Origin of the sequence: Bifidobacterium sp. SKU, assembly GCF_026016405.1 — a bacterium.
GTDB lineage: Bacteria > Actinomycetota > Actinomycetes > Actinomycetales > Bifidobacteriaceae > Bifidobacterium > Bifidobacterium bifidum.
The window spans coordinates 118,886-142,650 of the sequence record NZ_CP092890.1 but is presented as its reverse complement, the minus strand read 5'-3'; the positions used below and the strand labels follow the sequence as shown (position 1 = coordinate 142,650).

At 64.1% G+C, this 23,765-nt stretch carries 18 protein-coding genes; 9 read left to right on the top strand and 9 right to left on the bottom strand.

Features of this window, described 5'->3' with window-relative positions:
• The first annotated feature begins 320 nt into the window (after positions 1 to 320).
• Together MMB49_RS00615 and MMB49_RS00610 are read left to right on the top strand one after the other, a co-directional pair.
• Positions 321 to 554 (top strand): hypothetical protein, encoded by a 234-nt coding sequence (locus MMB49_RS00615; RefSeq protein ID WP_229940907.1) that lies wholly within the window; start codon positions 321 to 323, stop codon positions 552 to 554.
• Between the two features lie 54 nt (positions 555 to 608).
• The gene (locus MMB49_RS00610) at positions 609 to 821 is read left to right on the top strand and encodes a hypothetical protein (RefSeq protein ID WP_232782755.1); all 213 of its coding nucleotides are present in this window, start codon (positions 609 to 611) and stop codon (positions 819 to 821) included.
• A gap of 4 nt (positions 822 to 825) precedes the next feature.
• Here MMB49_RS00610 and msrB read toward each other — a convergent pair whose 3' ends face one another.
• From msrB to MMB49_RS00570, 8 genes are all read right to left on the bottom strand, one after another.
• Positions 826 to 1,830: a peptide-methionine (R)-S-oxide reductase MsrB gene (gene msrB / locus MMB49_RS00605; RefSeq protein ID WP_047271942.1), complete on the bottom strand. Its 1,005-nt coding sequence runs from the start codon at positions 1,828 to 1,830 to the stop codon at positions 826 to 828.
• Between the two features lie 101 nt (positions 1,831 to 1,931).
• Complete coding sequence (locus tag MMB49_RS00600) at positions 1,932 to 2,432, bottom strand: hypothetical protein (protein WP_047271276.1); 501 nt, start codon at positions 2,430 to 2,432, stop codon at positions 1,932 to 1,934.
• Positions 2,433 to 2,510: 78 nt separating this feature from the next.
• Positions 2,511 to 3,266: a DUF1109 domain-containing protein gene (locus MMB49_RS00595; protein ID WP_047271275.1), complete on the bottom strand. Its 756-nt coding sequence runs from the start codon at positions 3,264 to 3,266 to the stop codon at positions 2,511 to 2,513.
• A gap of 265 nt (positions 3,267 to 3,531) precedes the next feature.
• Entirely contained in the window at positions 3,532 to 4,509 is a 978-nt protein-coding gene (locus tag MMB49_RS00590; protein ID WP_047271274.1) for a DMT family transporter, read from the bottom strand.
• A gap of 35 nt (positions 4,510 to 4,544) precedes the next feature.
• Positions 4,545 to 5,600, bottom strand: a complete 1,056-nt coding sequence (locus MMB49_RS00585; RefSeq protein WP_003816148.1) for an alpha/beta fold hydrolase — start codon at positions 5,598 to 5,600, stop codon at positions 4,545 to 4,547.
• Positions 5,601 to 5,752: 152 nt separating this feature from the next.
• A complete protein-coding gene (locus tag MMB49_RS00580) occupies positions 5,753 to 8,080 on the bottom strand; it encodes a YhgE/Pip domain-containing protein (protein WP_047271272.1) in 2,328 nt (775 codons plus the stop codon).
• Entirely contained in the window at positions 8,077 to 10,899 is a 2,823-nt protein-coding gene (locus MMB49_RS00575; RefSeq protein ID WP_047271940.1) for a YhgE/Pip domain-containing protein, read from the bottom strand. Before MMB49_RS00575 ends, MMB49_RS00580 begins: the two co-directional genes overlap by 4 nt.
• Before the next feature lie 227 nt (positions 10,900 to 11,126).
• Positions 11,127 to 13,658 carry a S9 family peptidase gene (locus MMB49_RS00570; RefSeq protein WP_047271939.1) on the bottom strand — a complete coding sequence of 844 codons (2,532 nt, stop codon included), beginning with the start codon at positions 13,656 to 13,658 and terminating at the stop codon, positions 11,127 to 11,129.
• Between the two features lie 240 nt (positions 13,659 to 13,898).
• Between MMB49_RS00570 and MMB49_RS00565 the strand changes: the two genes are divergently transcribed.
• The 7 genes from MMB49_RS00565 to pknB are packed head-to-tail and all read left to right on the top strand — an operon-like array spanning position 13,899 to position 22,822.
• A complete protein-coding gene (locus MMB49_RS00565) occupies positions 13,899 to 14,600 on the top strand; it encodes an FhaA domain-containing protein (RefSeq protein ID WP_003811419.1) in 702 nt (233 codons plus the stop codon).
• Positions 14,601 to 14,627: 27 nt separating this feature from the next.
• Positions 14,628 to 15,170: an FHA domain-containing protein gene (locus MMB49_RS00560; protein WP_003811415.1), complete on the top strand. Its 543-nt coding sequence runs from the start codon at positions 14,628 to 14,630 to the stop codon at positions 15,168 to 15,170.
• Between the two features lie 6 nt (positions 15,171 to 15,176).
• The gene (locus MMB49_RS00555; protein WP_047271270.1) at positions 15,177 to 16,835 is read left to right on the top strand and encodes a protein phosphatase 2C domain-containing protein; all 1,659 of its coding nucleotides are present in this window, start codon (positions 15,177 to 15,179) and stop codon (positions 16,833 to 16,835) included.
• Positions 16,832 to 18,310: an FtsW/RodA/SpoVE family cell cycle protein gene (locus MMB49_RS00550; protein WP_003811411.1), complete on the top strand. Its 1,479-nt coding sequence runs from the start codon at positions 16,832 to 16,834 to the stop codon at positions 18,308 to 18,310. Before MMB49_RS00555 ends, MMB49_RS00550 begins: the two co-directional genes overlap by 4 nt.
• Positions 18,307 to 19,773, top strand: a complete 1,467-nt coding sequence (locus MMB49_RS00545) for a peptidoglycan D,D-transpeptidase FtsI family protein (protein ID WP_003820732.1) — start codon at positions 18,307 to 18,309, stop codon at positions 19,771 to 19,773. The genes MMB49_RS00550 and MMB49_RS00545 overlap by 4 nt, the downstream gene beginning before the upstream one ends.
• The gene (locus MMB49_RS00540; RefSeq protein ID WP_003816154.1) at positions 19,770 to 20,753 is read left to right on the top strand and encodes a serine/threonine-protein kinase; all 984 of its coding nucleotides are present in this window, start codon (positions 19,770 to 19,772) and stop codon (positions 20,751 to 20,753) included. The genes MMB49_RS00545 and MMB49_RS00540 overlap by 4 nt, the downstream gene beginning before the upstream one ends.
• Positions 20,754 to 20,755: 2 nt before the next feature.
• Positions 20,756 to 22,822: a Stk1 family PASTA domain-containing Ser/Thr kinase gene (gene pknB, locus MMB49_RS00535; RefSeq protein ID WP_047271268.1), complete on the top strand. Its 2,067-nt coding sequence runs from the start codon at positions 20,756 to 20,758 to the stop codon at positions 22,820 to 22,822.
• Between the two features lie 232 nt (positions 22,823 to 23,054).
• Here the strand turns inward: pknB and MMB49_RS00530 are convergent, their stop codons facing one another.
• The gene (locus MMB49_RS00530) at positions 23,055 to 23,699 is read right to left on the bottom strand and encodes an anthranilate synthase component II (RefSeq protein ID WP_003811402.1); all 645 of its coding nucleotides are present in this window, start codon (positions 23,697 to 23,699) and stop codon (positions 23,055 to 23,057) included.
• Between the last annotated feature and the right edge of the window lie 66 nt (positions 23,700 to 23,765).

Genomic DNA, 23,765 nt, shown 5'->3' with positions numbered 1-23,765 from the left:
GCTATCTGCGTTTCGAGGGGGCGATTCGGTTTGATCCGAACATCTATCTGCGTTTCGAGGGGTTGGTGGCCAAGTATAAGCGCCCCCAAAACCGCATGATTCCAATGGCGATTGGCGCTCAATACCCCGGGCATCGCGTTTTGGCAACCCCTCGAAACGTAGATAGACGTTTGGCGAACACGAAATCAACCCCCTGAAACGCAGATGGCTGCCCCTTCCCGCGAAAAGTCTGCCCGTTCGTATGAGGTTTGGCGGCGATTCGCGGCAACCGCGCCTTCACAATGTGCGATATACCTGATTCGCCTTCGAAGGAGCCGACGATGAGAGAATCTACGCTCATCACCAAGAGCAGCATCCGACGCGCGTCGCCACAGCTGCGCCTGCGCACAGGATTGGCGTGGGGCATCGCAGTGGCAGTGGACGCTTGGCTAGTATGGCTCAAATGGTGGTGCCTGCCGAACACCATCCGCGAAATCATCAGAATGTTCCCCGAAGCCGCATTTCTGCATGATCCGGCGATGCTGTGGCAATTCGTCGCTGCATCATGCCTGTAAGTCGTCGTTATCGCATCGTTGTATCTCGCCGTCGCAAGAATCCCGGCGCGCTGGGTGCCATGGCTGCGTATCGCGACGCTCGCCGCGTTCGCGGCGATCTGCATCGGTTCCAACGCCCTGGTGATCGCCCACGGCTTCGGCACTCCGGGATTCGTGTATTCTCTGGGATTGGCTGCGGCGGCCAGTCTCATCGCGACCGTTGCGCTAGTCCATGGCCAATGGCGGCAATGGCTGGCGCGGAGGAAAAGGCGCGCAACGGCTCTCTGAACGGCTATTCGCCATCCACCGCAGGCAACCAGTCACCGTAGCCTTCCGCCTCCATGCGCGAGCGCGGCACGAAGCGCAGCGCGGCGGAGTTCATGCAGTACCGCAAACCGCCCCGATTGGCTGGCCCATCGTCAAACACGTGCCCGAGGTGGATCTGCGTGTCGGCCGTCCGCACCTCGATGCGGTCGCGCCCCGGGATGCGATGATCCGCGTGCTCGGTCAACAGCTCGTCCGCGATCGGCTTGGAGAACGCCGGCCAACCGCAGCCGGAATCGAATTTGTCGCGCGATGAGAACAACGGCTCGCCGCTGACCACATCCACGTAGATGCCCGGCTCGAACTCCTCGTCGTAGGCGTTGACGAACGGCCGCTCGGTGGCCGCGCACTGCGTGACCGCGAACTGTTCGAGCGTCAGGTCCCAGATCTTTTCCACATACTTCTGCCGCCGTTTCACGTTCGCGATGGCGGCCAGCGGAATATGGCAGAAGCCTCCCGGATTGGCGATCAGATAATCCTGATGGTGCGCCTCGGCCGGGTAGAAGCTGCGCAGCGGCTCGACCAAGACCGCCGGGCGGGCGGGCTGCCGATCAACCAGCTGCTCCAGCGCGGCGATATACACGGATTGCTGCGTCGCGTCCGTGAAGAACATGCCAGTGCGGTACTGCCGCCCACTGTCCTCGCCCTGACGGTCCACCGAGAACGGGTCAATGACCTCCAAGAACAGCAGCGTGAGCGTTCGCAGCGTCACCTGCGCTGGGTCGAACACAACTTTCACGGTCTCCGCGGCGTCGGTGACGCCCGCACACACCTGCTCATAGGAGGGTGATTCGACCTTCGACTGCGCGTAACCGACCGTGGTGTCGGTGACACCGTCGACGTTCTGGAAGTAGCGTTCCAGCCCCCAAAAGCATCCGCCCGCGAAATAGGCCGTCTGCATGGACGGGCCGTCCGCCGCGGCCGGGTTGCGCCGGGAGTTGTTTGTTGTATCGTGATTGTTCTGCTCGCTCATGCGTCTCACCATACCTGATTTTTCTTTGCGTTGCGTTCACTCACAGCACCGTCGATTGGCGGCGTTTCGCTCGTCTGTAGGCCAGCCGCCGATGTCACCGCTCAGATGCGCGTGCTGCGCTTTACGACTTTGGTCGCGTATAGGGAAAGGATCACGGCGATCAGAAGCGAAAACCACGCCTCCCAGCCGGATGTGGTCGCCCGCGCGGCGAGCAGACCGATAAGCGTGGTCACCACGGAAAGCCACATCAGTGCCATGAACGGCCGGGATTTGGACGTGTCCGCTCCGGCCCGGCGGCCGAGCCATCCGCCGATCAGATACAGCACGCAATTGCCCGCGAACACCAGGCCGAGCGTGAACCATGCCACGCGCAGGCCGATGCGCCACCCGCCGATCACTTGCACGGAAGCCGCGGGATCAAGGCCGGACAGTGACGCGAGCGCACTGATCGCCATCAGCAGCTGGACGACCGCGTAGACCATGACGATCCGTCCTACGGTGGTCAGCGTGCTGTCTCCGCGTGTGAAACGGGAGGATTCGGTGGACTCGGAGGATGATTCGGCTGGGGTCTTCGCTGCCGGCTGATTCGAGACGTCATTCACGTTTCCATCATAGCCTTCGCGGAGAACCGCGTCCGCGCCTCATGTGCCGCGGTTGCATCGCACCCGGATCATCCGCCGTCATCCTATTTTCTCGACGGTTCCACCCCACTGCTTCTGGAGCTTGTCAATGATGGTCCTGTAGCTGAACACCGACCATTTCTTGCCACTCAACAGCCGCCAGTCTCCCTTGGAGACGGTGCTGTTCGCTTGCTCGTCAAACATCTCGGCGATTTTGTATCGCAAAGGCGCGCGGTACATGTCGGCAGCGAATTCGTTATCGAACGTGACGTAGGCGATGCGCGGCTTGAGGCATATCTCGACGTCCGTCACACCCGGATACCCTTGCGATGAGAGTTCCGACCAGCCGGACTCGCAGTAGATGCCAGCCTCCTCAACTGATTGTTGCATGTTCTGCGCACTCTGAGCAGGTGACTTGTCGGGCGATGACGGCTTGACGATGCCGTCCTTGAACAGGTTGGAGATCAGCAGCGCGGCTACGGTCAGCATGATTGCGAATACGACGGCGACGATGGCTCCGCCTGCGGTTCCGCGCACGCTCACTCGGTTGCCGCGTCGGGAAGCCACGCGAGCCATGACGATCAGTATGATGGCGACGACGATCAGCACCGCCGCGCCGATTGCCAGGCTGCGCACGGATACCGCTGTCAGCTTCGCGATTGCATGGGGTGCGACGGCCCGAACCAGTGCGAGGCCGCCCACGATGAGCGCGATTACGGCGACAACAGTGGCGAGGATCCGCGGAACGCGACCCGGATGCCCCTGCCCGGCCTGATAACGTCGCCCCGAACCGGCCTTATACGATGACTCATGCATGGCAGCCCCCGTTCTATGCATTTGGATGCTCACCTATCACACTATCCGCACATCCCGCGACGCCTGGCCTGGCGGGCGAAACGTGGTTTTGCGTTCTTAAGTGCGCGCCAAAACGACGACCATGCGCACATAGGAACGCAAATCGCCCTGTTTACGTTCCTATGTGCGCGGACTTGTCGTCTCGGCGCGCACTTAAGAACGCAAACAGTCGGTGAAGCGCGTCGCACGCAAGAGAGACCGTATGTCGGCATGCGGGCCACGCGTGCTAGCGCACGAGGAACACCATGACAATGATCATCACAAAGCCGACGAAATCCGTGGGCGTGAACACCGCCCCGGCCCACAGCACGGCGGATATCGTCGCGGCGATCGGCTCGCTGGTACCCAGCATTGTGCCGCGCATCGAGCCGATACGCATCACGCCGGCCAGGAACAGCCAATATGCGCCGAACGTGCCTCCGACAACGGTGAACACCATCAGCAGCATGCCGAACCAATCCAGCTGCGGCGCGCTGGCCCACGGGCGGACGAACGGCGTCAGCACCAAACCGGATATGACGAACATGATGCCGTTGACCGCAAGATTGCCCCATCGCGCTACCAGCTTGGCCGGCAGAATCGACAGCGCCGCCGTACACGCCGCGTCGGCGAGGCCCCATAGCAATCCGACCAGTGGCAGCTTCAGCGTGGAAAGATCTCCTCCGGTGGCGATCAGCACCGTACCGGTAAACGCCAACGCCACGCCGATGCTCTCGCGCAGCCCCGGCCAGCGGCGCCCGCGTATGCACACATACGCCAGCACGAACAGCAGGTTCAACGTCTGCAATACGGTCGCGGTGCCGGAGTTCGTCCAGTCGATCGCGGACAGATACGAGACCTGCACGAACAGCACGCAGGTCAGCGCGGCGAGCAGCAGCATCGGGTAGGAGCGTCGGTCGCGCACCGCACCTGCCAATAGTTTCGGCGTACGCACACCGGCACAGGCCAGGAACAACGCGCCGGCCGCGAGCTCGCGCACGCAGGCGATCCACAGCGGGTCGGCGTGATAGTCGGCCATCAGCAATTTCGACACTGTGGCGTTGATGCCCCACAGCACACCGCCAAGCAGCACCAGCACGGCGCCCAGCAGCATGGCTTTCGGCGTACGCTCGAATAATGATGCAGTCTCGGGCGCCGACTCGGCGGCCGGCGTTTTCGACTGTTTCACGATATGTTTCACGGCATGTTTCACGACATCTTTCATTGCGGACTCATCCGGTCGGCATCCGTCACAAACCATCAGAACGTCGGCATCTCAGATGAGCCGAAGAAGCCCAGAATCCGCTCCAGATACGGCCCAAGAACGGCATTGGGCATGCTGAAAATCTCATGCAGCGAGTTCTCGATGCGTACCACACGCACATTCCCTCCATCGGAGTTGACCTCCTGCGCGAACCGGTTCTGCGGCTCGTTGAGCACCCACACGTCGCGCCCGGCCTGGAACAGCAGCACCGGCGTCTCGACATTGTCGCACGCCTCCGGCCGCTGCACGGCACGCGACAGTCGCAGCGCCTGCCGCACCCACGCGAATGTCGCCGCGTACGTCCGCTGATGCGGGTCGTCGATGCGCTGCTGTTGGAACCAGCGCACGCGGGCCTCGCTCGCGCCCTCGTAATCGGCCATATCCAGCTCCGGCGTGAACTCACTCTGCCCGAACACCATGTGCCGTCCCAGCCCGAGCCGGCACATCGCGCCGGCAAGCACCGACGCCAGCCAGTTCGGCATACCGGTCACCGGCGCGATCATCGGGCACGACAGCACGGCCTTGTCGAACAGCGTCGGATGCGTCTCCAGCACACTCGCCCCGATGCCGCCGCCCATCGAATGGCAGTACAGGTTCAGCGGACGGCCATCCGCGTAATCCTTGCCCACCGTCTCCGCGAATTTCGCCAGATCGGCCACATACCGCCGCCAATCATCAATCCACACTAGGGACGAATTGTCGACGTCACGCGCGGAATACCCATGTCCGCGGTGCTCGAACACGCACACCGAGTACCCTGCGAGCAGGAAGTACCACACCATCTCCGCATATTTCGCGGCGAACTCCGTGAACCCGTGGGAGATCACCACGGCACCGCGGAATGTGGCGGCGGCGCCGTCCTCGCCCAACCGGTCGAATTTCGCCGCGTCGTAACACACGTAATGCAGTTTGCCCGCACGCTGCAGCGGCGGCAGACCGTCGTCGTCCGCCGGCGCCATCCAGCCTTCGGACCGGCATGTGGCAAGCGCGGGCAGCACCATCTCGCGCATCTCGTCTGCATAGCGGTTCTCGTCGATAAGCTTCACTTGCATAGCCTCCACTGTACCGCCTTTCACGCCGGCGACGGGCGGGGAAACGACCGGCTTCGTCCGGCGTCACGGCCGGGCGGCCGGACGGCCGGCAACCGGCGGCTACCGGCCGCCGCACCCGCGCGGCCAGCCCACCGCTCGCCCGCCGACTCACGTCACATGACCTTGGTGGATTCGAGATTGCGGATGATCCAATCATTCAACCGCATCACCGGCTTGCGCAGCACCAGGCCGAGTAGCAGCACCGGCAGGATGAACAGCGCCAGCTTGCCCATCGACACCCAGTATTCGTTGCCGAACGACCCCGCCATCGCCGAATGCATCGCATCGACCCCGTACGGGAACAACAGCCACTTGCAGATCGTCTGGAAGAACGGCGGCAACGTCTCGATCGGGAAGGTACCGCCCGAGCCGGCCACCTGCATGACCAGCAGCACCACGGCGATGGCCTTGCCGATGTCGCCGAACGACACGGTCAGCGTGTAGATCAGCAGCGAGAACACCAGCGCGCACAGCCAGCCGACCATCAGGAACTGCAGCGGATGCTCGCACTGCACGCCGAGGAAGAACATGTCGCCCAGGCATACCAGCGTGCCCTGCAGCAGCGCCATCGCGCCGAAAATGGCGTATCGCCCGAAATACTCCTGATACGGGTGCAGGCCGAACCGTCGCGCGTTGCCGGGCGACTCGGGGCGTGGCTTGCGCAGCACGTCGAGCATCGCGCCCGGCCCTGCGGTCCGTCCGGCGATCACGGCATCCTTCACGCCCATCGTCTCGCCCATCGGCAGCGTTTCGCCGAGGCCGAGCACCTTCGCCTTCTCGCGGTCGGACACCGACACCTTCATCATGGCGACGAGGATGATCGCGCCCACCCAGATCGACAGCACGGTATAGAACGGCGTCATGGCGGAACCATAGTTGGCGACCGGGTACAGCGCGATGCGGTTCACTGAGACCGGGGCGGACAGCAGCGTGGCGATCGAATCGGGGTCGGTTGACGTGATCTGCGAGAGATCGGGCATGCCGCTGCCTCCGACGACCGCCGTCAGCTGCTTGTTGAGCGAGTCGAGTTTCTCGGCCGAGGCGTTCAGGGTGGTCGCCGCGTCGCCCAACGAGGATTGCACGTCGGACAGGCTGCCGGTGATGTCGCCGGACAGGCCGGACATGCTGGTGGCGGTGGCGGCCAGTCCGTCGATGACGCTCCCCGACTGCTTGACGACATCACTCATCGACTTGCCCAGCTCGTCGAGCTGCGGCTTGATCGTGGTGTCGTACGTGTTCGCCATGTCGGTGATCGACTGCTTCGCGGCGGCTATCTGCTTCTTCAGGGATTTGCGCGTGTCGTCCGCACTGGCGGTGCCGTCGGTGATTTTCTTGGAGGCGTCGCCGATGCTGTCGGCGACCTTCTGCAGACTGTTCTGCGTGTTCTGCGCCTGCTGAGCCGCGTTGTTGAGCGCGTCCTTGACCGCCTGCAGGTGCGCGGCGTCGGCCAGCGAGCGCAGCGCCTCCGCGTATGTGCCGAATGTGTCGGCCTGCGATTGGATGTTGCGCTGCAGCGTGGTGAGCTTGTCGGTAATCTGGGAGGATTGGGAGCCCATGTCGGAGAACGCGGTGTCCACCTGCTTGCTGATCGTGTCGTAGGCTCCCGCGGCGTCGGACAGCGACGAGCTCATGCTCGTCGAGACGCCGGCTAGGGCCTCGTCCAGGCTTTTCACGCCGGCCGTGCCCTGTTTCAGCGCTTTCTTCGCGTCCGACGCGCTGGATCCGGTCGAGCCGAGCAGACGGTCGGTGGAGCTGATGATTTTGCCTGTCGCGCCCATCAGGCTTGCGTAGGAGTCGGCCTGTGACGCGGCAGACTTCAGCTGCGACGAAATCGACGAAATGTGTTTCGTGGCGTTGGATACGTACTCGCTCATTTGCGGGCTTTGCGCGAATTTCAGCAGGCTGGATACCAGGTCGAGGGCAACCTGCGCGAGGGTCTTCGCGAAGGTCTGGTCGATGGTCGTGGCGACCGTGGACGCGCCCTGATCGGTGATGTGCGGCGCGATCGGGTTGATTTTCTCGTTGAGGTAGTACTCCAGTTCGGCGTGCTTCATTTCCGGCGAGAACAGCGTCATCATGTCGGCGCTGAACTGCTTGGGGATGATCAGCGCCGCGTAGTATTCGCCAGAATGCACGCCGTCGATCGCGGTGTCGCGGTCGACGAACTGCCAGTCGAGGTCATGGTTGGCGCGCAGCGAGCTGACGACGGTCTCGCCGATGTTGACACGCACCGGGATCAGGTCGGATTTGTATCCGCTGTCGACGTTCGCCACGGCCACTTTCAACGATTTGGTGTTGCCGTACGGGTCCCAGCTGGCGGCGATGTTGTACCAGGCGTACAGCGCCGGCACGATGATCAGTCCCATGGCCACGATGATCGCGATGACGTTGCGCGTGGCGTGGCAGACGTCGCGCGTGAAGATCCTCCAGATGTTTTTCATCGCGTCTCGTCCTCCTGCCCGGCGAACGGCATCTGCCCTGCGGGCGGTATCTGCTCGGTGGTCTCCCCGGCACTCTCCTCATTGCCGTTATTGCCGCCTTCGGCATCGTCATTGCCTGAAATCGGTTGCGCCGGCCAGTCAAGGCCGTCGAGTTCACCGAGCTCCCCGATGTCACCGTCGCCGGCGGCCCCGGCATCACCGTCGTCCCGAGCCGCCTTGGAGACGGCCGCATGCCTGCGCGGCGACCTCCCGGACGTGCGGAACGTCAGGTGCCGGTGCGTGTATCCACGCAGCACGGCGTCGCGGAACGCGTCCGCGCTCATGGCGCTGACGCCCAGCTGCCGCGCGTACCGGTCCCGCATGTATTCGACCACGATCAGGAAGGCATCGATGATGATTATCGACAGGATCCACGTCGTCAGCATCGCCACCTTGTTTGGGATGACGAACAGCAGGATGAGGAACACGAACGGCAGCACGATCAGCAGGGCCAGCCCGGCGCGGATCAGCCGCGGATAGCGCCCGAAGAACCGTTTCGCGCGACGGCGGATCACCTTGCGAAGCTCTTCGGTGTTCGAGAACTCGTTCAGGATCGAAGAGAAGCTCACCGACTCGTTGACCATCGCGTTGTGCTCGGTCATCATCAGGTCGGTTTCGGCCAGCCGCCGGTCGAACAGCGCGTTCAGGTTCAGCGCGTACCGGCGCACAACCAGCCCGATGAACAGCGCGACGGGCAGGTACAGGAACAGATGCAGCATGTCGATCCAGTAATGGTTGCCGTAGAGTCCCGCTATCGGGCCACGCATCGCGTTGATGCCGTACGTGAACGGCAGCCACGGGTGCAGCTCCCGGAAGAAGTCCGGCATCATCTCAATCGGGTACAGGCCCGACGCGCCCGGAATCTGGACGATCACCAGTATCACGGCGACCGCCTTGCCGATATGCCGGAACGCGACCGCGAGCGCATAGATGATGTTGATGTACACGAACGAGCAGAACAGACCGGCGAGGACGAACAGCACCGGACGCTGGCATTGGATGCCGAGCACCAGATCGCCGATCATGACGATCAGGGCCTGGAGGAATCCGACGACCACGAACAGCAGCCACCGCCCGAGATACGCCTGCGACGCGGTCACGTCGCCGAGCCGCTCGCGGTCGACCTCTAGCTTGTAGATGGCGATGAGCACGAAGCCGCCGACCCACAGCGCCAGGTTCGTGTAGAACGGGGTGACCGCGGAGCCGTAGTTGTCCATCGGGTAGACGCTTTTGGTGGACAGTTTGACCGGTGTGCCCATGAATTCGCCGAAGCTGTCGCCGTCGATGTTCAGGGCCTGCTCGATTTTTTGGTATGTGGCCGAACTGCCGAGCGCGGCGATGTCGGTGCGCACGCCGCTGACGCTGTCGGTGAGGTCGGCGAGCGATTTCTGCGTGCCGGCCACGGTGGTTTTCGCCTGGCTCAGCGTGTCGGACAGCTCGTCAAACAGGCTGTCGGACTGGCCGAGCGTGGATGACAGCGATGACAGCGTGCCGTCGATTGTGCCGCTGAGCGTGGCGAAGTTGCTCAATCCCGCGGTCAGGTTCGGGGTGACGGTTCCGGTGAGCGTCGTGCGTGCGCGGTTGAGTATGCCAATGCCGCTGCCGGTGGCGGTGCTGGTGATGTCCGAAAGGCTGGTGGCCGCGCTCTTGCCGGAGCTGATGAACTGTGACGTGTCCTTGTGGAAGGCGTCGAGTTGGCCCTGCTGGGTGTTCACGGTCTTGTCGAGCGCGTCTATCTGCTGCCAGATCTGCTTGCCGATGGCGGTGTCGCGGCCGATGCCGGCCTTGTTCATCGCGTCCTTGAGGTCGCTGGACAGCGTAGCCGCGCCGTCGATCGGCTTCTGCAGAGCGTTGGTGATGTCGTCGATGCTGCCTTGTGCGGTGTTGAAGGCGCTGAGCGCGTCTCCCGCCGCGTTGTTCACGCTGATGCCGATGCCGGACAGCTGCACGGATCCGTTGTCGAACGCGCCCGCAAGCGACGACGAGAACGATTGGGCGCTGCCCTGCACCTGCGTGAGCAGTCTCTGTGACTGTTTCGCGGCTTTCTGCGCGGATGAGATCTGACGTTTCAGCGAGGCGACGGTGGACTTGGCCTGTTTGATGCCCTTTTCCGCATCGTCGAACGTGCCGCCCATGCGCCCGAGCGATGAGTCGATGTCGTTCAGCTGCTCGATGAGGCCGTTGAGGTCGTTGACGACGCTGGTGCGCGTGCCGTCGGCGGACTGGCTGAGCTTGCCGCCCTCCTTCGTCATCGTTTGGACGAGTGTCTTGCTGACGGTGGAGACGAATGTCGCATTGATCTGGGAGTCGATGGTCGTGGCGCCCGTATCGGTGATTTTCGGCGCGATGGCGTTCTTTTTCTCGTTGACGTAGTAGATGATGTTCGGCTTGTCGGAAGAGCCGGTGATCGAATTGATCAGGCTTTCGCTGAAGTCCTTCGGCAGTACGATCGCCGCGTAGTATTCGCCGGACTGCACGCCTTCCACGGCCTTGTCGGCGCTGACGAACGTCCAGCCGAGCCGGTCGTTCTTCTTGAGCTGGCTGACGACCTGCTTGCCCGCGTCGAGCCGCCCGACCAGATCTGATGCAGTGCCCTTGTCTTCATTGGCGACGGCGACCTGGAGGTTGCCGGTCGACGAATACGGGTCCCAGTTGGCGAGGATGTTGAACCATGCATACAGAGAGGGGATGATGGCCACGCCCAGCGTCACCACCACCGCGACCGGGTTGCGCAGGATGCGCATGAGGTCGCGCGTGAATATTCGCCAAATCGTACGCACCAAACCCCTCGTTTCGTATCTTCCGCCCGATCATGCTCAGTGAGAGTATATCCCCAGCCGTAAGAGCTGGATTCGCCCACAGCGCACCGCCGAGGCCATATGTGGACACGAACCGCCCATATGTCGAACGCGATATCGGACATACTGTGCACAAGCGCCGCCGATGTCGCATTTGCCGCGTTTCGGGGCGGAATGCCGTTCCATTCCGCCCCGAAACGGGCGACCGGTCACAGGTCGAGGGCATCGCGCAGGAAGTCGCGCTGCAGCGTCAGCAGGTTCTCCGCGACGACCGGGTCATTGGTCATATGCGTGATTCCGGTCAGCGGCAGGAAGGTGTGCGGACGGCCGGCGGCCATCAGCGCCTGACTGAGGCGCAGGCTGTGCGCGATGGTCACGTTGTCGTCGGCGAAGCCATGAATCAGCATCAGCGGGCGGGCGAGCTTCGGCGCGTCGGCGATGATGCTGTTGCGCTCGTACGCCGCCGGGTCGAGCCCGAGGTAGCGCTCGGTGTAATGCGTGTCGTACAGTGTCCAATCGGTGGGCGGGGCGCCGGCGCATGCCGCCTTGACCACGTCCGGGGCGTCCAACACCGCGAGCGCCGACAGGAAACCGCCGTACGACCAGCCGATCATGCACACCTTGTCGAGGTCCGGGGCGGGGATGCGCGACGCGTCGCCGTCCTGCGCGGCGCCGCGGTTCAGCTCCTCGACGGCCTGGGCCAACGCATGCACCGCCTCCACCTGGTCGGCAAGCGTGACGTCCTTCATGTTCTCGAAGATCTCACGGTCCCATCGCGGCCCGCGGCCTGTGGTGCCGCGGCCATCGGCGGTGACGACCAGGAAGCCCTGGTCGGCCCACCACTGCGCGTCCCAGTAGTACGCCTGGTTGAACACGACCTGCTGGAATCCGGGGCCGCCGTACGGCTTGAGCAGCACCGGCAGCTTGTCGGCCTTCGCGTACGGGCTATCGGCGCTCGGCGCGATGATGGCCGTGTACAGGCGGTGCTCGCCGAGCCGGGCGAAGCGCACGTTCGGCGCGAAACCGGGTTCGGCGGCATGGTTGTCGATCGGGCAGACGAGCGTGCTCATCGCGGCGGAGCCATCGCCATCGTTTTCCGGCGCGGCTCCCCCGTCGACCGGGCGTATCGTGAAGGAGTGCGACATCACGGATTTCGCCGAGTCCATGTCGCGCCCGGAGATCACCAGGCCCTCGCCGCACCGGCTGGCCGACCAGGAGCCGGGCCGTGCGGTCATCGGCAGCACATTGCCATCATAATCGAAGCTCACCACGTCGAAGCTGCGGGCGTCATGGCCGTCGGCGTCGCCTCGCCACGGGCTCAGTCCGTCGGGCGCCTCGTATCCGTCCAGTTCCGGGGTGCGCTGCACGACCGCCAGCACGTCCTCATCGGTGACGTCGAGCACCTCTCGCACCTGCCAGCCGGCGGGCGTGAACGGGCGGCCGTCCACCGTCAGCCGGTTGGTGTCGGCGTCCATGTCGTTGAGCGCGCAGACCAGGCGTCCGTCCGGCGTGAAGGCCGGCGTGCCCTGGATGATGTCGAGCCACTGGTCGTTGGCATGCTCCTCCAGCACGGTCGTGGAGCCGACCGGCGCCGAGCCCGCAGAGGCCTCGGAGCCGAGATGCACCGAGAGCACCTGGTCACGCGTCTGTCGGCGGTTCTGCACCAGCAGCAATGGCTCATGGCCGGCAGACCAGTGCACCACGGCGACATATTCATAGTCCTTGCGGTTCCAGGAGATCTGCTGGATGCCCAGTCCCGCATACTCGTCGTGCCCGTCGTACGCGAGCTCCGCCAGCGTCAGGCGCACATCGGCGTTGCTGGTGAGCGCACGCGCGTATCGACGGCCGGAGGCCGGCGTCTGCGGGTTCGCCGGGTCGCTGATGTACCACATCGGCTCAGGTGCCGCGTTGAACGTCTCGAAGATGATGTGACGGGAGTCCGGCCCCCACCAGAAGCCGTCGTAACGGTCCATCTCCTCGCCGGCGACGAATTCGGCCAGACCGATCTTCCACGTGTTCTCGTCGGCGTCATCGTCCGGATACACGCTCCACAGCGTGCTGAGCTTGTCGGCGGAGGGGTCGTAGGGGGCGCCCGAATCCTCGTCGCCGCAGCGGTGGCCGTGCGCGTGCGGCGCCGGCTGGCCGTCGCAATCGTCGTCGGTGGCGTCATCATGACGACCGTCAGACGGCCACTGCGGCGCGATGTCGACCAGCATCAGATGTTCGCCGGTCGTGTACGCCACATGCCTGCCGTCCGGCGATATGCGCGGATTAAGCACCGGTGTGGCACCCTCTCCTGCGGCGATGCCATCCGCCGCCAGCATACGGGTGCGACCGCTGCCGTCTTCGGCGATCTCGGTCAGGAACAGCTGACCGTTGATCGTGAAGACCACACGGCGGCCAGCCGCATCCACCGAATACGAGACAATGCCCGAGCCGCCTTCACGGGCGCGCTCGCGACGGGCCTTCTCCTCGGCGGGCACGTCCTCGTCATCAGCGTCCGCAAGCAGCACACGCGGGTCGGCCAGCAGCATCTCCCGATGTGTGCCGTCCGCGTCGAACACGCTCAGCCACAGCGAGGTCACCAGGTCCTCAGGGCCGTCGGAACGCAGGAACAGCGCGCGGGAACCGTCGCCAATCGCGGTCGCGGAGCGCGGGGCGCCGCAGGAGAACCGCAGCGTCTGCGCCTTGCGGCGGGGAAAATCGCCGATTGCATCATGAAGAGTCGTCATATCGTTCATGCCCACCACGGTAGCCACCGCACTGGGCAAACCACGCCGGCAGCCCTCCCCCTTGCCTCCCCCATGATCGCCCCGCGGGCCGGCGCATCAGGCGGACGGCATCGGTCCAAATAGGTCTCACGCCCCACAACGCCGTGTCAGAAGTGGAAATTTTGCGCTCAAACAGGCTTTTTCCTCAGAAATCACAATTGACTTCCCCACTGACGTATAGGATGGGTAAGGATATAGAAAGGGATCACCATGAGCGTTCTCGACCGTTTTGAGAAAAGTGTAGAAGGCGCGGTCAACGGAGTCTTTTCCAAGTTCGGCTCCAAAGACCTGAAGCCTGTCGACCTTTCCAGCGCCCTGGAGCGCGAGATCGACGCCGAAGCCATGCCGGTCGGCCGCGACCGCACGGTAGCCCCGAACGAATACCGTTTCAAGCTCAGCACGGCCGACTTCGATCGCATCGAACAGTGGGGCAGCGAAGTGCTCGCCAACGAGCTGGCGGACAACCTCACGCAATACGCCAAGAGCCAGCATTATGCGTTCGTCGGCCCCGTGATGGTCATCTTCGAGGAGGACCTCGACCTGCCCAAGGGCAGCTTCAACCTGAGCTCCGAATCCGTGCAGGGCAACGCGGTCCCCGTGACCACCACCGACCAGGCCGAGGACCATCCGATGCTTGACATCAACGGCAACCCCTACCTGCTCACCGAGAGCAAGACGGTGATCGGCCGCGGCTCCGGCTGCGACATCGTCATCGACGATCCCGGCATCTCCCGCAAGCACCTGGAAATTGACCTGACCCCCAACGGCGTCATCGCGCGCGATCTGGGCTCGACCAACGGCACGTACGTCGAAGGCCATCAGGTGCCGGCCGCGACGCTGCTGGACGGCAATACCATCACCATCGGCCGCACCCGCATCCTGTTCTGGGCTTCCTCACGAGAGCAGGAGTGACCCCGAGCCAGGAGTCGACTTTCCGTTATGACCGAACTGACATTTGCGATCCTCAAGTATGGATTCCTGATCCTGCTGTGGGTCTTTGTCTGGCTTGCGGTGCGATCGCTGCACAAAGACATCGAAGCGTTCAGCCCGCAGCCGTCGCGGGCCCGACGCCGCCGAGACAAGCGCGCGATGAAATCCTCTGACGGCCCGGCACCGTCCGGCCCGGCCGCCGCACAGACCGCGCCCGTTACGCCGCCGCGCCAAAGCCAGCAGCGCACGCCGCAATCCGGTCCCACACTGCTGGTCATCATCGATGGCCCGAAGGCCGGCGCCTCCGTGCCGCTGACCAGCGAATCCATCACGCTGGGACGCGCCGCGTCCAACACCGTGGTGCTCGACGACGAATTCGTCTCCTCGCATCACGCCCGCATATATAAGGATCCCGCCTCCGGTCAATGGGCGATCGAGGATTTGGGAAGCACCAACGGCACCATCGTCAACCAGCAGCGGCTGAACATGCCCATGCTGCTGCCCCCGCGCATGCCGGTGCGCATTGGCGCCACCACCTTCGAATTGAGGTGACGGCTCATGCCAAATTCCGTTGCATCACAGACCTTGTTCCTGTACTCGACCACGGTGTCCGACGTCGGCACCGTGCGCTCCAACAACCAGGATTCCGCGTTCGCCGGGGAGCACCTCATCGCGATCTGCGACGGCATGGGTGGCCATGCCGGCGGCGACACCGCCTCGACCATCGCCATCCGTTCACTCGCCCACATCGAGCACGATGACGTCAACGGCGACGTGAGCACCGTCGCCCGGATGATGGAAACGTCCGTCATGGCCGCGCACGACGCGATCGTCGGCAAGGCGAAGCGCGAGCGCAAGCTCGCCGGCATGGGCACCACGGTGACCGCCGTGGCGCTGGTCGCGGGCTACTGGGTGCTCGCGCACATCGGCGACTCGCGCGCGTACCTGCTGCGCGACGGTCGCCTGACCCGCATGACGCAGGACCACAGCTACGTTCAGCATCTCATCGACACAGGCCGCATCAGCCCCGCGGAGGCGCGCAACCATCCGCAGCGCAACGTCGTCATGCGCGTGCTCGGCGACTTCGACATCGATCCGCACCCCGACATCGCCATTCGGGCCGCCCATCCAACCGACCGTTGGATGCTGTGCTCCGACGGCCTGTGCGGCGTGCTGGAGGATTCCACCATCGAGCAGACGCTCACCGCCTACTCCGATCAGGAGGAATGCGCCCAGCAGCTGGTTTCGATGGCCTTGAAGGCCGGCAGCACCGACAACGTGACCGCGGTCATCGCCGACGCCACGCTGGCTCTCGACGCGGATGCCTTCGACCTGCCCCACCAGACCCCACTGGTCGCCGGAGCGGCGAGCGCCAGCCTGGAGCCCATCGCAGACATCCTCAACGAGCCTGTCGCCACCGCGCCCATGCTGCGCGACGCGAACGCATCGCCAGCGCAACGCGCCGCCGCGCTGATACAGAGCCAGCCCGCCTCGCAGCCGTCGCCGCGCGTCGCGCAGCCGTCGGCCGTGCGCGAGGAGAACGGCGAACGCGCCAACCCCGACACCGGCGAGATACCGGTCATCCAGAAGCGTGACGGCCATGTCACCGACGATCCCAACGATCCCGACGTCGCCAAGGCCATCCATCACGAGCGGCAGACGCAGCGCAAGGAGACGCGCAAGCGCGGCCGCCGCAATCGTCTGATCGCAATCCTCATCGTGATCGCCGCGCTCGCGCTTGCCACGGGCGGCGCTTTCGGCGCCTACCGCTGGAGCCAGACGAAATACTTCATCGGCAACGCAGACGGCGTGGTGGCCGTGTACCAAGGCGTGAACACCAACGTGTTCGGCCTGGCGCTGTCGCACGAGGTCAAGCGCACGAACATCGACATCGACTCGCTGCCGCAGGCGTGGCGCGACCAGCTGCAGGACGGCATCACCTTCAACAGCTATGACGAGGCCATCCAGCACGTGCAGGTCATCCGTCAGGAGAAAAGCAACTTCAACGACAATTCCAACACGTCCAAGTCGTCCGGCGACGCGGGCAACGGCACGTCCGACTCATCTGACTCATCCGACTCATCCGGGTCGAACGGCACGGACGGCGACTCAAGCGCCGGCAGCAGCCAAACCGACGGCGGCACTGCGGATGGCACCGCGGGCGATACCGGCACGGACGCATCGTCCACCGGCACAGACGGCGGTGACGCCCAATGATCCCCATACGTCTCCGTCAGGCGTCGCTGCTGCTGTTCGCCATGCTGATCAGCGTCGTCGCCTTCTACCAGATGTTCCTGCGCGTCTACGGCCACTTCCCCGCCAACTACATCGGCCTGCTGGCCGTGGTCGGCGCGCTGTTCCTCGTGCTGTGGGGACTGCTGCTGCGGTTCAAGCCGTACGCCAGCCAGGCGATTCTGCCATGCGTGCTGATGCTGACCGCGATCGGCGTGGTGATGATCGCGCGCATCGACAAGTCCGGTAATTCCTCGGTCGGCTCAAGGCAGCTGATCTGGTTGTGCATAGCCCTGACGCTGTGCGGCATCCTCGTGGCGGTCATGCGCGACTATCGTGTGCTGCGCAAATACTCGTACGTGAACATGGTGATAGGCCTGATACTGCTGCTGTCGCCCATGATCCCCGGTCTGGGGCGCAACATCAACGGCGCCAAGATCTGGATCCGCATCGGCGGATATTCGCTGCAGCCCGCCGAATTCGCCAAGCTGTTCCTCGCGTTCTTCTTCGCCGCCTACCTGTTCGACCACCGCGACCAGCTCGCCGTGGGAGGCAAGAAGGTGCTGGGACTCCAGCTGCCCCGCATCAAGGACCTCGGTCCGATCATCATGGTGTGGCTGATCTCGATGGGCGTGCTCATCATGCAGCGCGATCTGGGCACGTCGCTGATGTTCTTCGCGATGTTCGTCGCGATGCTGTACGCGGCCACCGGGCGCAGAAGCTGGATCGTCATCGGCTTCATCGCGTTCGCCGTAGGCGCGGTCGCCGCGGCCAGCGTGTTCAGCCACGTCGGCCAGCGCGTGGACTCATGGCTGCACCCGTTCAGCGACGAGCAGTACAACCGCATAGGCGGCTCGTGGCAGCTGGTCACGGGCATCTTCGGCATGGCCTCCGGCGGCATGACCGGCACCGGCCTGGGTCACGGGCAGCCGGGGCTGACCACGTTCGCGAATTCCGACTTCATCTATTCGTCGGTCGGCGAGGAGCTGGGCTTGACCGGTCTGATGGCCGTTCTGGTGCTGTACCTGCTGATCATCGCGTCCGGGTTCATCACCGCCATGAAGATCAAGGACGGGTTCGGCAAGCTGCTGGCCTCCGGACTGGTGTTCACGATGGCCTTCCAGGTATTCACCGTGGTCGGCGGCATCACGCTGGTAATCCCGCTGACCGGCATGACCATGCCGTACATGGCCGCCGGCGGCTCATCGCTGATCGCGAACTATCTGCTCGCCGCGCTGCTGATGATCATCTCGAACGCGGCGAACCGCCCGGAGCCGGACACACTGTCCGACACGTTCCAATACGAGGCGCTGGCGGTGCTGCGTGACCGCGAGCTGAAGGAACGCACTGACAAGGAGTCCGCACCCGAACGCGAACCGCAGGCCGAGCGGCCACCGGAACCCCGCCACGCGGCGGCGAACAACCAGACCACGGAAATCATCGAGGCAGGTGCGCGATGAACAAATACCTCAGGCAGCTGTTCACCGCCGTCATCGCCTTGTTCGTGGTACTCGGCATGTCCACCACGATCATCACCGCCATCCGCGCCAACTCGCTGAGCTCCGACCCGCGCAACGCAAGGGCGCTGTATCAGGAATACGGCGCTCCCCGAGGCGCCATACTCGCGTCCGACGGGACGATCCTCGCGCAGTCGACCCCGGTCAACGACGTGTTCTCATACCAGCGTTCCTACACGAACGGGCCGGTGTACGCCCCGGTGACCGGCTTCTTCTCGGTCACCCAGCGCGGCGACCGCGGCATCGAATCATCCCGCAACAAGCTGCTGAGCGGCAAGGCGGACGCGCTGTTCTGGGATCAGCTGAAATCGCTATTCACCGGCGTCGAGAACAAGGGCGCGTCCATCGAGACGTCCATCAATCCCAAGCTGCAGCAGCTCGCCTACCAGCAACTCGGCAGCAACGACGGCGCCGCAGTGGTCATCGAGGTCAAGACCGGCCGCATCCTGACCCTGGCGAGTGCCCCCAGCTACGATCCGAACGCTCTCGCCACGCACGACACGAAGAAAGCCACCGCGAACTATTCGAAACTCGCCGCGCAGGCCAACAGCCCGATGATCAACCGCGCGGCCTCGCAGCTGTACCCGCCCGGATCCACGTTCAAGACCATCGTCGCCGCGACGGCGCTGGAATCCGGCGACTACGACACCGATACTCAGATTCCCGCCGGAGCGAGCTATACGCTGCCCGGAACCTCGACGAACCTGACTAACACCACCGCCGCGGCGAACGGCATCGACGGCAAGATCACGCTGCAGGACGCGCTGACATACTCGTCCAACACCGCGTTCGCCCAGCTCGGCGTGAAACTCGGCCAGGACAAGATCGCCGAGCAGGCGAAGAAGCTCGGCTACGGAAGCTCGATCACCATCGACGGCACCTCGTCGTCCGGGCGCCCGATGAAGTCCGTCGCCGCCAAGTTCCCCGACACGCTGTCCGACGACAAGGTGGCGCTGGCGTCCATCGGCCAGGGCGACGTGCTGTCCACGCCATTGCAGAACGCGATGGTCGCCGCGGCCATCGCGAACGACGGCAAGCTCATGAGGCCGACGCTGGTGGACCGCGTGCGGGCCAGCGACCTGAGTACGCTGTCCGAAGCCACGCCCGAAGTGATGTCCACCGCGTTCAGCTCCAGCACGGCGTCCAAGCTCAACCAGATGATGCAGTCGGTGGTCGAGCATGACGCGCCCAGCCTGCAGCTGAGCGGCATCAAGGTCGCGGCGAAGACCGGAACCGCGCAGATCGGCAGCTCCAACCAGACCAACGACGCATGGGTTATCGGGTTCGCCCCCGCCGACAACCCGAAGATCGCGGTCTCCGTTGTTATCCATAATGTCAATCAGTACGGTGTGGAAGCCGCCGGACCGATCATGCGTTCACTGATGGAGGAGGCCCTGAAACAATGAAACTCGTCGAAGGACAACTCATCCACCGCCGTTACCGCCTGGATCGCCGACTGGCGCAGGGCGGCATGGGAGAGGTGTGGAAAGGCCACGACATCCAGCTCAACCGTCCCGTCGCCATCAAGGCGCTGCGCGACGATCAGGGCAACGTCGAGGCCAAGCTGCACCGTCTGCGGGCGGAAGCGCACAATTCCGCCAATCTGGCGCACCCCAACATCGCCGCGCTGTTCGAGTATTACGAGCACGATAGCATCGGCTTCCTCATCATGGAGTACGTGCCCAGCGACTCGCTGGCCGACATCTACCGCGACCGTGGCACGCTGCCCGCGACGGAACTGTTGCCGATACTGATCCAGACCGCGCGCGGCCTGTTCGTGGCGCACAGCCACGGCGTGATCCACCGCGACGTCAAGCCGGCCAACATCATGGTCTCCACTACGGGCGAGGTGAAAATCACCGATTTCGGCGTCTCCTACTCCACGAACCAGGAGCAGATCACGCAGGATGGCATGGTCGTCGGCACCGCGCAGTACATCTCCCCCGAGCAGGCGCAAGGCAAACAGGCCACGCCGCAATCCGACATCTACTCGCTGGGCGTCGTCGCGTACGAGGGGCTGTGCGGGCATCGGCCGTTCACCGGCACCACACCGGTCGACATCGCCGCCGCACACGTCAACGACCCGGTGCCCCCGCTGCCGGATTCCATAGATGTGCAGCTTCGGCAGTTCGTCATGTCGATGCTGTCCAAGGATCCGCTTGACCGTCCGAAGGACGCGCTGACCGTTTCGCGCACGCTGTCGCGCATAGAACGACGTCTGCTCGATCAGGAGACCGCGCAGATGGATGAGACCATCATGGGACTTGGCGGGCGCATGCCCCGCCGCGTATCCAGCACACCGCACACGGCGACGCTGATCACCATGAACCGTAACCAATTTGGCGGGCATACGGCGACGACCGACCCGAAGAATCGAGAGGAATAGCTATGAGCAGCAATATGCCGGCATCGCTGGCGAACGGCCGCTATCAGCTCGGCCAACTTGTAGGGCGTGGAGGCATGGCCGAAGTGCGCGTGGCATTGGACACGCGCCTGGGACGTACGGTGGCGATCAAGATCATGCGCGCCGACCTGGCCAACGACAAGATCTTCCTGTCCCGATTCCGCCGCGAAGCGCACTCCGTGGCGCAGATGAACAACCCGAACATCGTCAACATCTACGACTCCGGCGAGGAGACCGTAATGACCGACAGCGGCGGCACGGAGCGGCTGCCGTACCTGGTGATGGAGTTCGTCAAGGGCCAGACGCTGCGTGACGTGATCAAGGCGAACGGCCCGCTCAGCCAGCGAGACGCCGAACAGGTGATGCTCGGCGTGCTCAACGCGCTCGAATACTCGCATCACATGGGCATCGTCCACCGCGACATCAAGCCCGGCAACATCATGATCTCCGAGCAGGGCGTGGTCAAGGTCATGGACTTCGGCATCGCCCGCGCGCTCGACGACTCCGCTGCGACGATGACCCAGTCCCAGGGCGTGGTCGGCACCGCGCAGTACCTCTCGCCCGAGCAGGCCCGCGGCGAGACCGTCGACATGCGCTCCGACCTGTACTCGGCCGGCTGCGTGCTGTATGAGATGCTCACCGGCCGTCCGCCGTTCACCGGCGACTCGGCTGTGGCGATCGCCTATCAGCACGTGTCGGAGGTGGCGACGCCGCCCAGCACGCTCGTGCCCGGCCTGCCGCGCATGTGGGATTCGATCTGCGCGAAGGCGATGGCGAAGGACCGGCAGAACCGTTACGCGACGGCGGCCGAATTCAAGAACGATATCCTGACGTTCATGAACGGCGGCGTGCCGGTCGCGGCGGCGTTCAACCCGCTGACCGATCTGGCCAACGTGAAGGCCCGCAAGGCCGCGGAGCAGCAGGACGGCGGCGCTACCGTGCCGATGAGTGCTGTCGGCGCGGGTCAGCCCACGCAGGCGTACAACCCGGCGACCGGCCAGTTCGAGATGGTGTCTCCGGCGCAGAACCCGAACGAGGCCCTGGCAGTCAAGTCTCGCGCCGAGCAACGCGCGGAGGCGGCCAGGCAGAAGCGCAAGAAGAAGATCATCATCGCGTCGATCATCAGCGGCGTGGTGCTGCTGGCGATCATCTTCGGCGTGATCTACACCATGAGCCGCAAATCCGCCACGGAGATGGGCACCGTGCCCACCATCACGGCGACGATGACCAAGGCGCAGGCGAAGGAGAAGGTCACCTCGGCCGGGTTCAACTTCGTGGAGATGCAGGATTCGGATTCCGGTGAACCCGCCGGCACGTTCACCAAGCAGTCCCCCGAGGGCGACACTCAGGCCGTCAAAGGCTCGGACGTGAAGGTCTGGTTCTCCGTAGGCCCCAAGTCGGTGACCGTGCCCGACCTGAGCGACTATACCCAGGAGGATGCGCGCAACGCGCTGGAGAAACGGGGCTTCAAGGTGTCGTCCGTCACGAAGACCGCCGACAGCGCCACCATCGAGAAGGACAAGGTCGTGAGCACCGACCCGGCCTCCGGCACGTCGCAGCCCAAGGGCACGACGATCACGCTGTACATCTCCTCGGGCATGACCAAGGTGCCGGACGGTCTGGTCGGCCAGCCCAAGGACACGGTGCTGGACAAGCTCTCGTCCATGAAGTTCCTGCCGGTCGTCGAGCAGGAGGCCTCGGACAAGGTGGAGAAGGGCTCGGTGACGCGAGTCAGCCCCGGTTCCGGAGAACTGGTGCTGCAGGGCTCGCAGATCACGGTCTACGTGTCCACCGGCAAGCCGCAGGTCAGCGTACCCAATCTCCTCGGCAACACGATCGCCGGGGCCAAGGCCACGCTGGGCAGCGACTTCACGCTGAAGGTCACCGGCGACGCGACCGATGATGCGGTCATCGAGACGCAGGATCCCGCAGCCGGCACGCAGGTCGACAAGGGCAGCACCATCTCAGTCACCGTCAAGAAGCCCACCACCGAGGATCCCGGCAACAACGGCAACAACGGCAACGGCGGCACGACGACAGGCGGGGACTGAACCGCCGGGAATGGCCGTGATTGCCATTATGGTGTGACCGATCGGCCGCCTGACGGCCGGTAAGCGCAACCGGCAATCGCGGCGGGTCGATCGGCCAGACGGGCGGCCCAGCCGCGCGGTCTACACACATCGGCCCAGAACACATGATGGCCCGTGGCATTCCTCATGCCACGGGCCATCATCGTTGTCATGCGCGTCACGCGTCACGCGCGACGCCACACACACGTGCGTGTCAGCGGTTGACCTTGGGCTGCAGACCGATGGACTTGGCCACGGCGTTGGTCTGCCCGCAGACGGCGAGCCAGTTGGCGAGCAGCCGGTAGCCGTCCTGCGTCATCACCGATTCGGGATGGAACTGCACCGCATACATCGGCAACGACCGGTGCTTGATGCCCTGAACGATATGGTCATCCTTCGTCCACGCCGTCACGACCAGGTCATCGGGCACGGTGTCGGGCTCGACGGCCAGCGAATGATATCGGGTCGCGGTCATCGGATTGGCAACGCCGGCGAAGATCTCATCATCGATATGCTCTACGAGACTGGTTTTGCCGTGCATGATGGTGGGCGCGTGGCTGACCGTGCAGCCGAACACCTCGGCGAGCGCCTGCAGGCCGAGGCACACACCGAACATGGGCTTGCCGAGCTTGGCACATAGCCGAATAACGTCCTCGCTGGCCCCAGAATCCGCCGGAGCGCCCGGACCGGGGGAAATAAGCACACCGTCATATTCGTCCAGCACAGAGGCATCTGAGGGGTCTATTGCGTCGTTGCGCACCACATCGACCGTCGCTCCCAAGGTTTTCAGATATCCAACGATGGTGTATACGAACGAATCGTAATTGTCCACCACCACAATGCGTGCCGAATCCGTCATGACGCTCCTCGTCTCGTTCTGATTATGGGATGGCGCCGGCGAGCGCCGACCGCCATCCCATACGTT

Coding starts and splice junctions, on each gene's coding strand:
- MMB49_RS00615 (WP_229940907.1), top strand. CDS start 321: ATGAGAGAATCTACGCTCATCACCAAGAGCAGCATCCGACGCGCGTCG.
- msrB (WP_047271942.1), bottom strand. CDS start 1,830: ATGAGCGAGCAGAACAATCACGATACAACAAACAACTCCCGGCGCAAC.
- MMB49_RS00595 (WP_047271275.1), bottom strand. CDS start 3,266: ATGCATGAGTCATCGTATAAGGCCGGTTCGGGGCGACGTTATCAGGCC.
- MMB49_RS00590 (WP_047271274.1), bottom strand. CDS start 4,509: ATGAAAGATGTCGTGAAACATGCCGTGAAACATATCGTGAAACAGTCG.
- MMB49_RS00585 (WP_003816148.1), bottom strand. CDS start 5,600: ATGCAAGTGAAGCTTATCGACGAGAACCGCTATGCAGACGAGATGCGC.
- MMB49_RS00580 (WP_047271272.1), bottom strand. CDS start 8,080: ATGAAAAACATCTGGAGGATCTTCACGCGCGACGTCTGCCACGCCACG.
- MMB49_RS00570 (WP_047271939.1), bottom strand. CDS start 13,658: ATGAACGATATGACGACTCTTCATGATGCAATCGGCGATTTTCCCCGC.
- MMB49_RS00565 (WP_003811419.1), top strand. CDS start 13,899: ATGAGCGTTCTCGACCGTTTTGAGAAAAGTGTAGAAGGCGCGGTCAAC.
- MMB49_RS00560 (WP_003811415.1), top strand. CDS start 14,628: ATGACCGAACTGACATTTGCGATCCTCAAGTATGGATTCCTGATCCTG.
- MMB49_RS00555 (WP_047271270.1), top strand. CDS start 15,177: ATGCCAAATTCCGTTGCATCACAGACCTTGTTCCTGTACTCGACCACG.
- MMB49_RS00550 (WP_003811411.1), top strand. CDS start 16,832: ATGATCCCCATACGTCTCCGTCAGGCGTCGCTGCTGCTGTTCGCCATG.
- MMB49_RS00545 (WP_003820732.1), top strand. CDS start 18,307: ATGAACAAATACCTCAGGCAGCTGTTCACCGCCGTCATCGCCTTGTTC.
- MMB49_RS00540 (WP_003816154.1), top strand. CDS start 19,770: ATGAAACTCGTCGAAGGACAACTCATCCACCGCCGTTACCGCCTGGAT.
- pknB (WP_047271268.1), top strand. CDS start 20,756: ATGAGCAGCAATATGCCGGCATCGCTGGCGAACGGCCGCTATCAGCTC.
- MMB49_RS00530 (WP_003811402.1), bottom strand. CDS start 23,699: ATGACGGATTCGGCACGCATTGTGGTGGTGGACAATTACGATTCGTTC.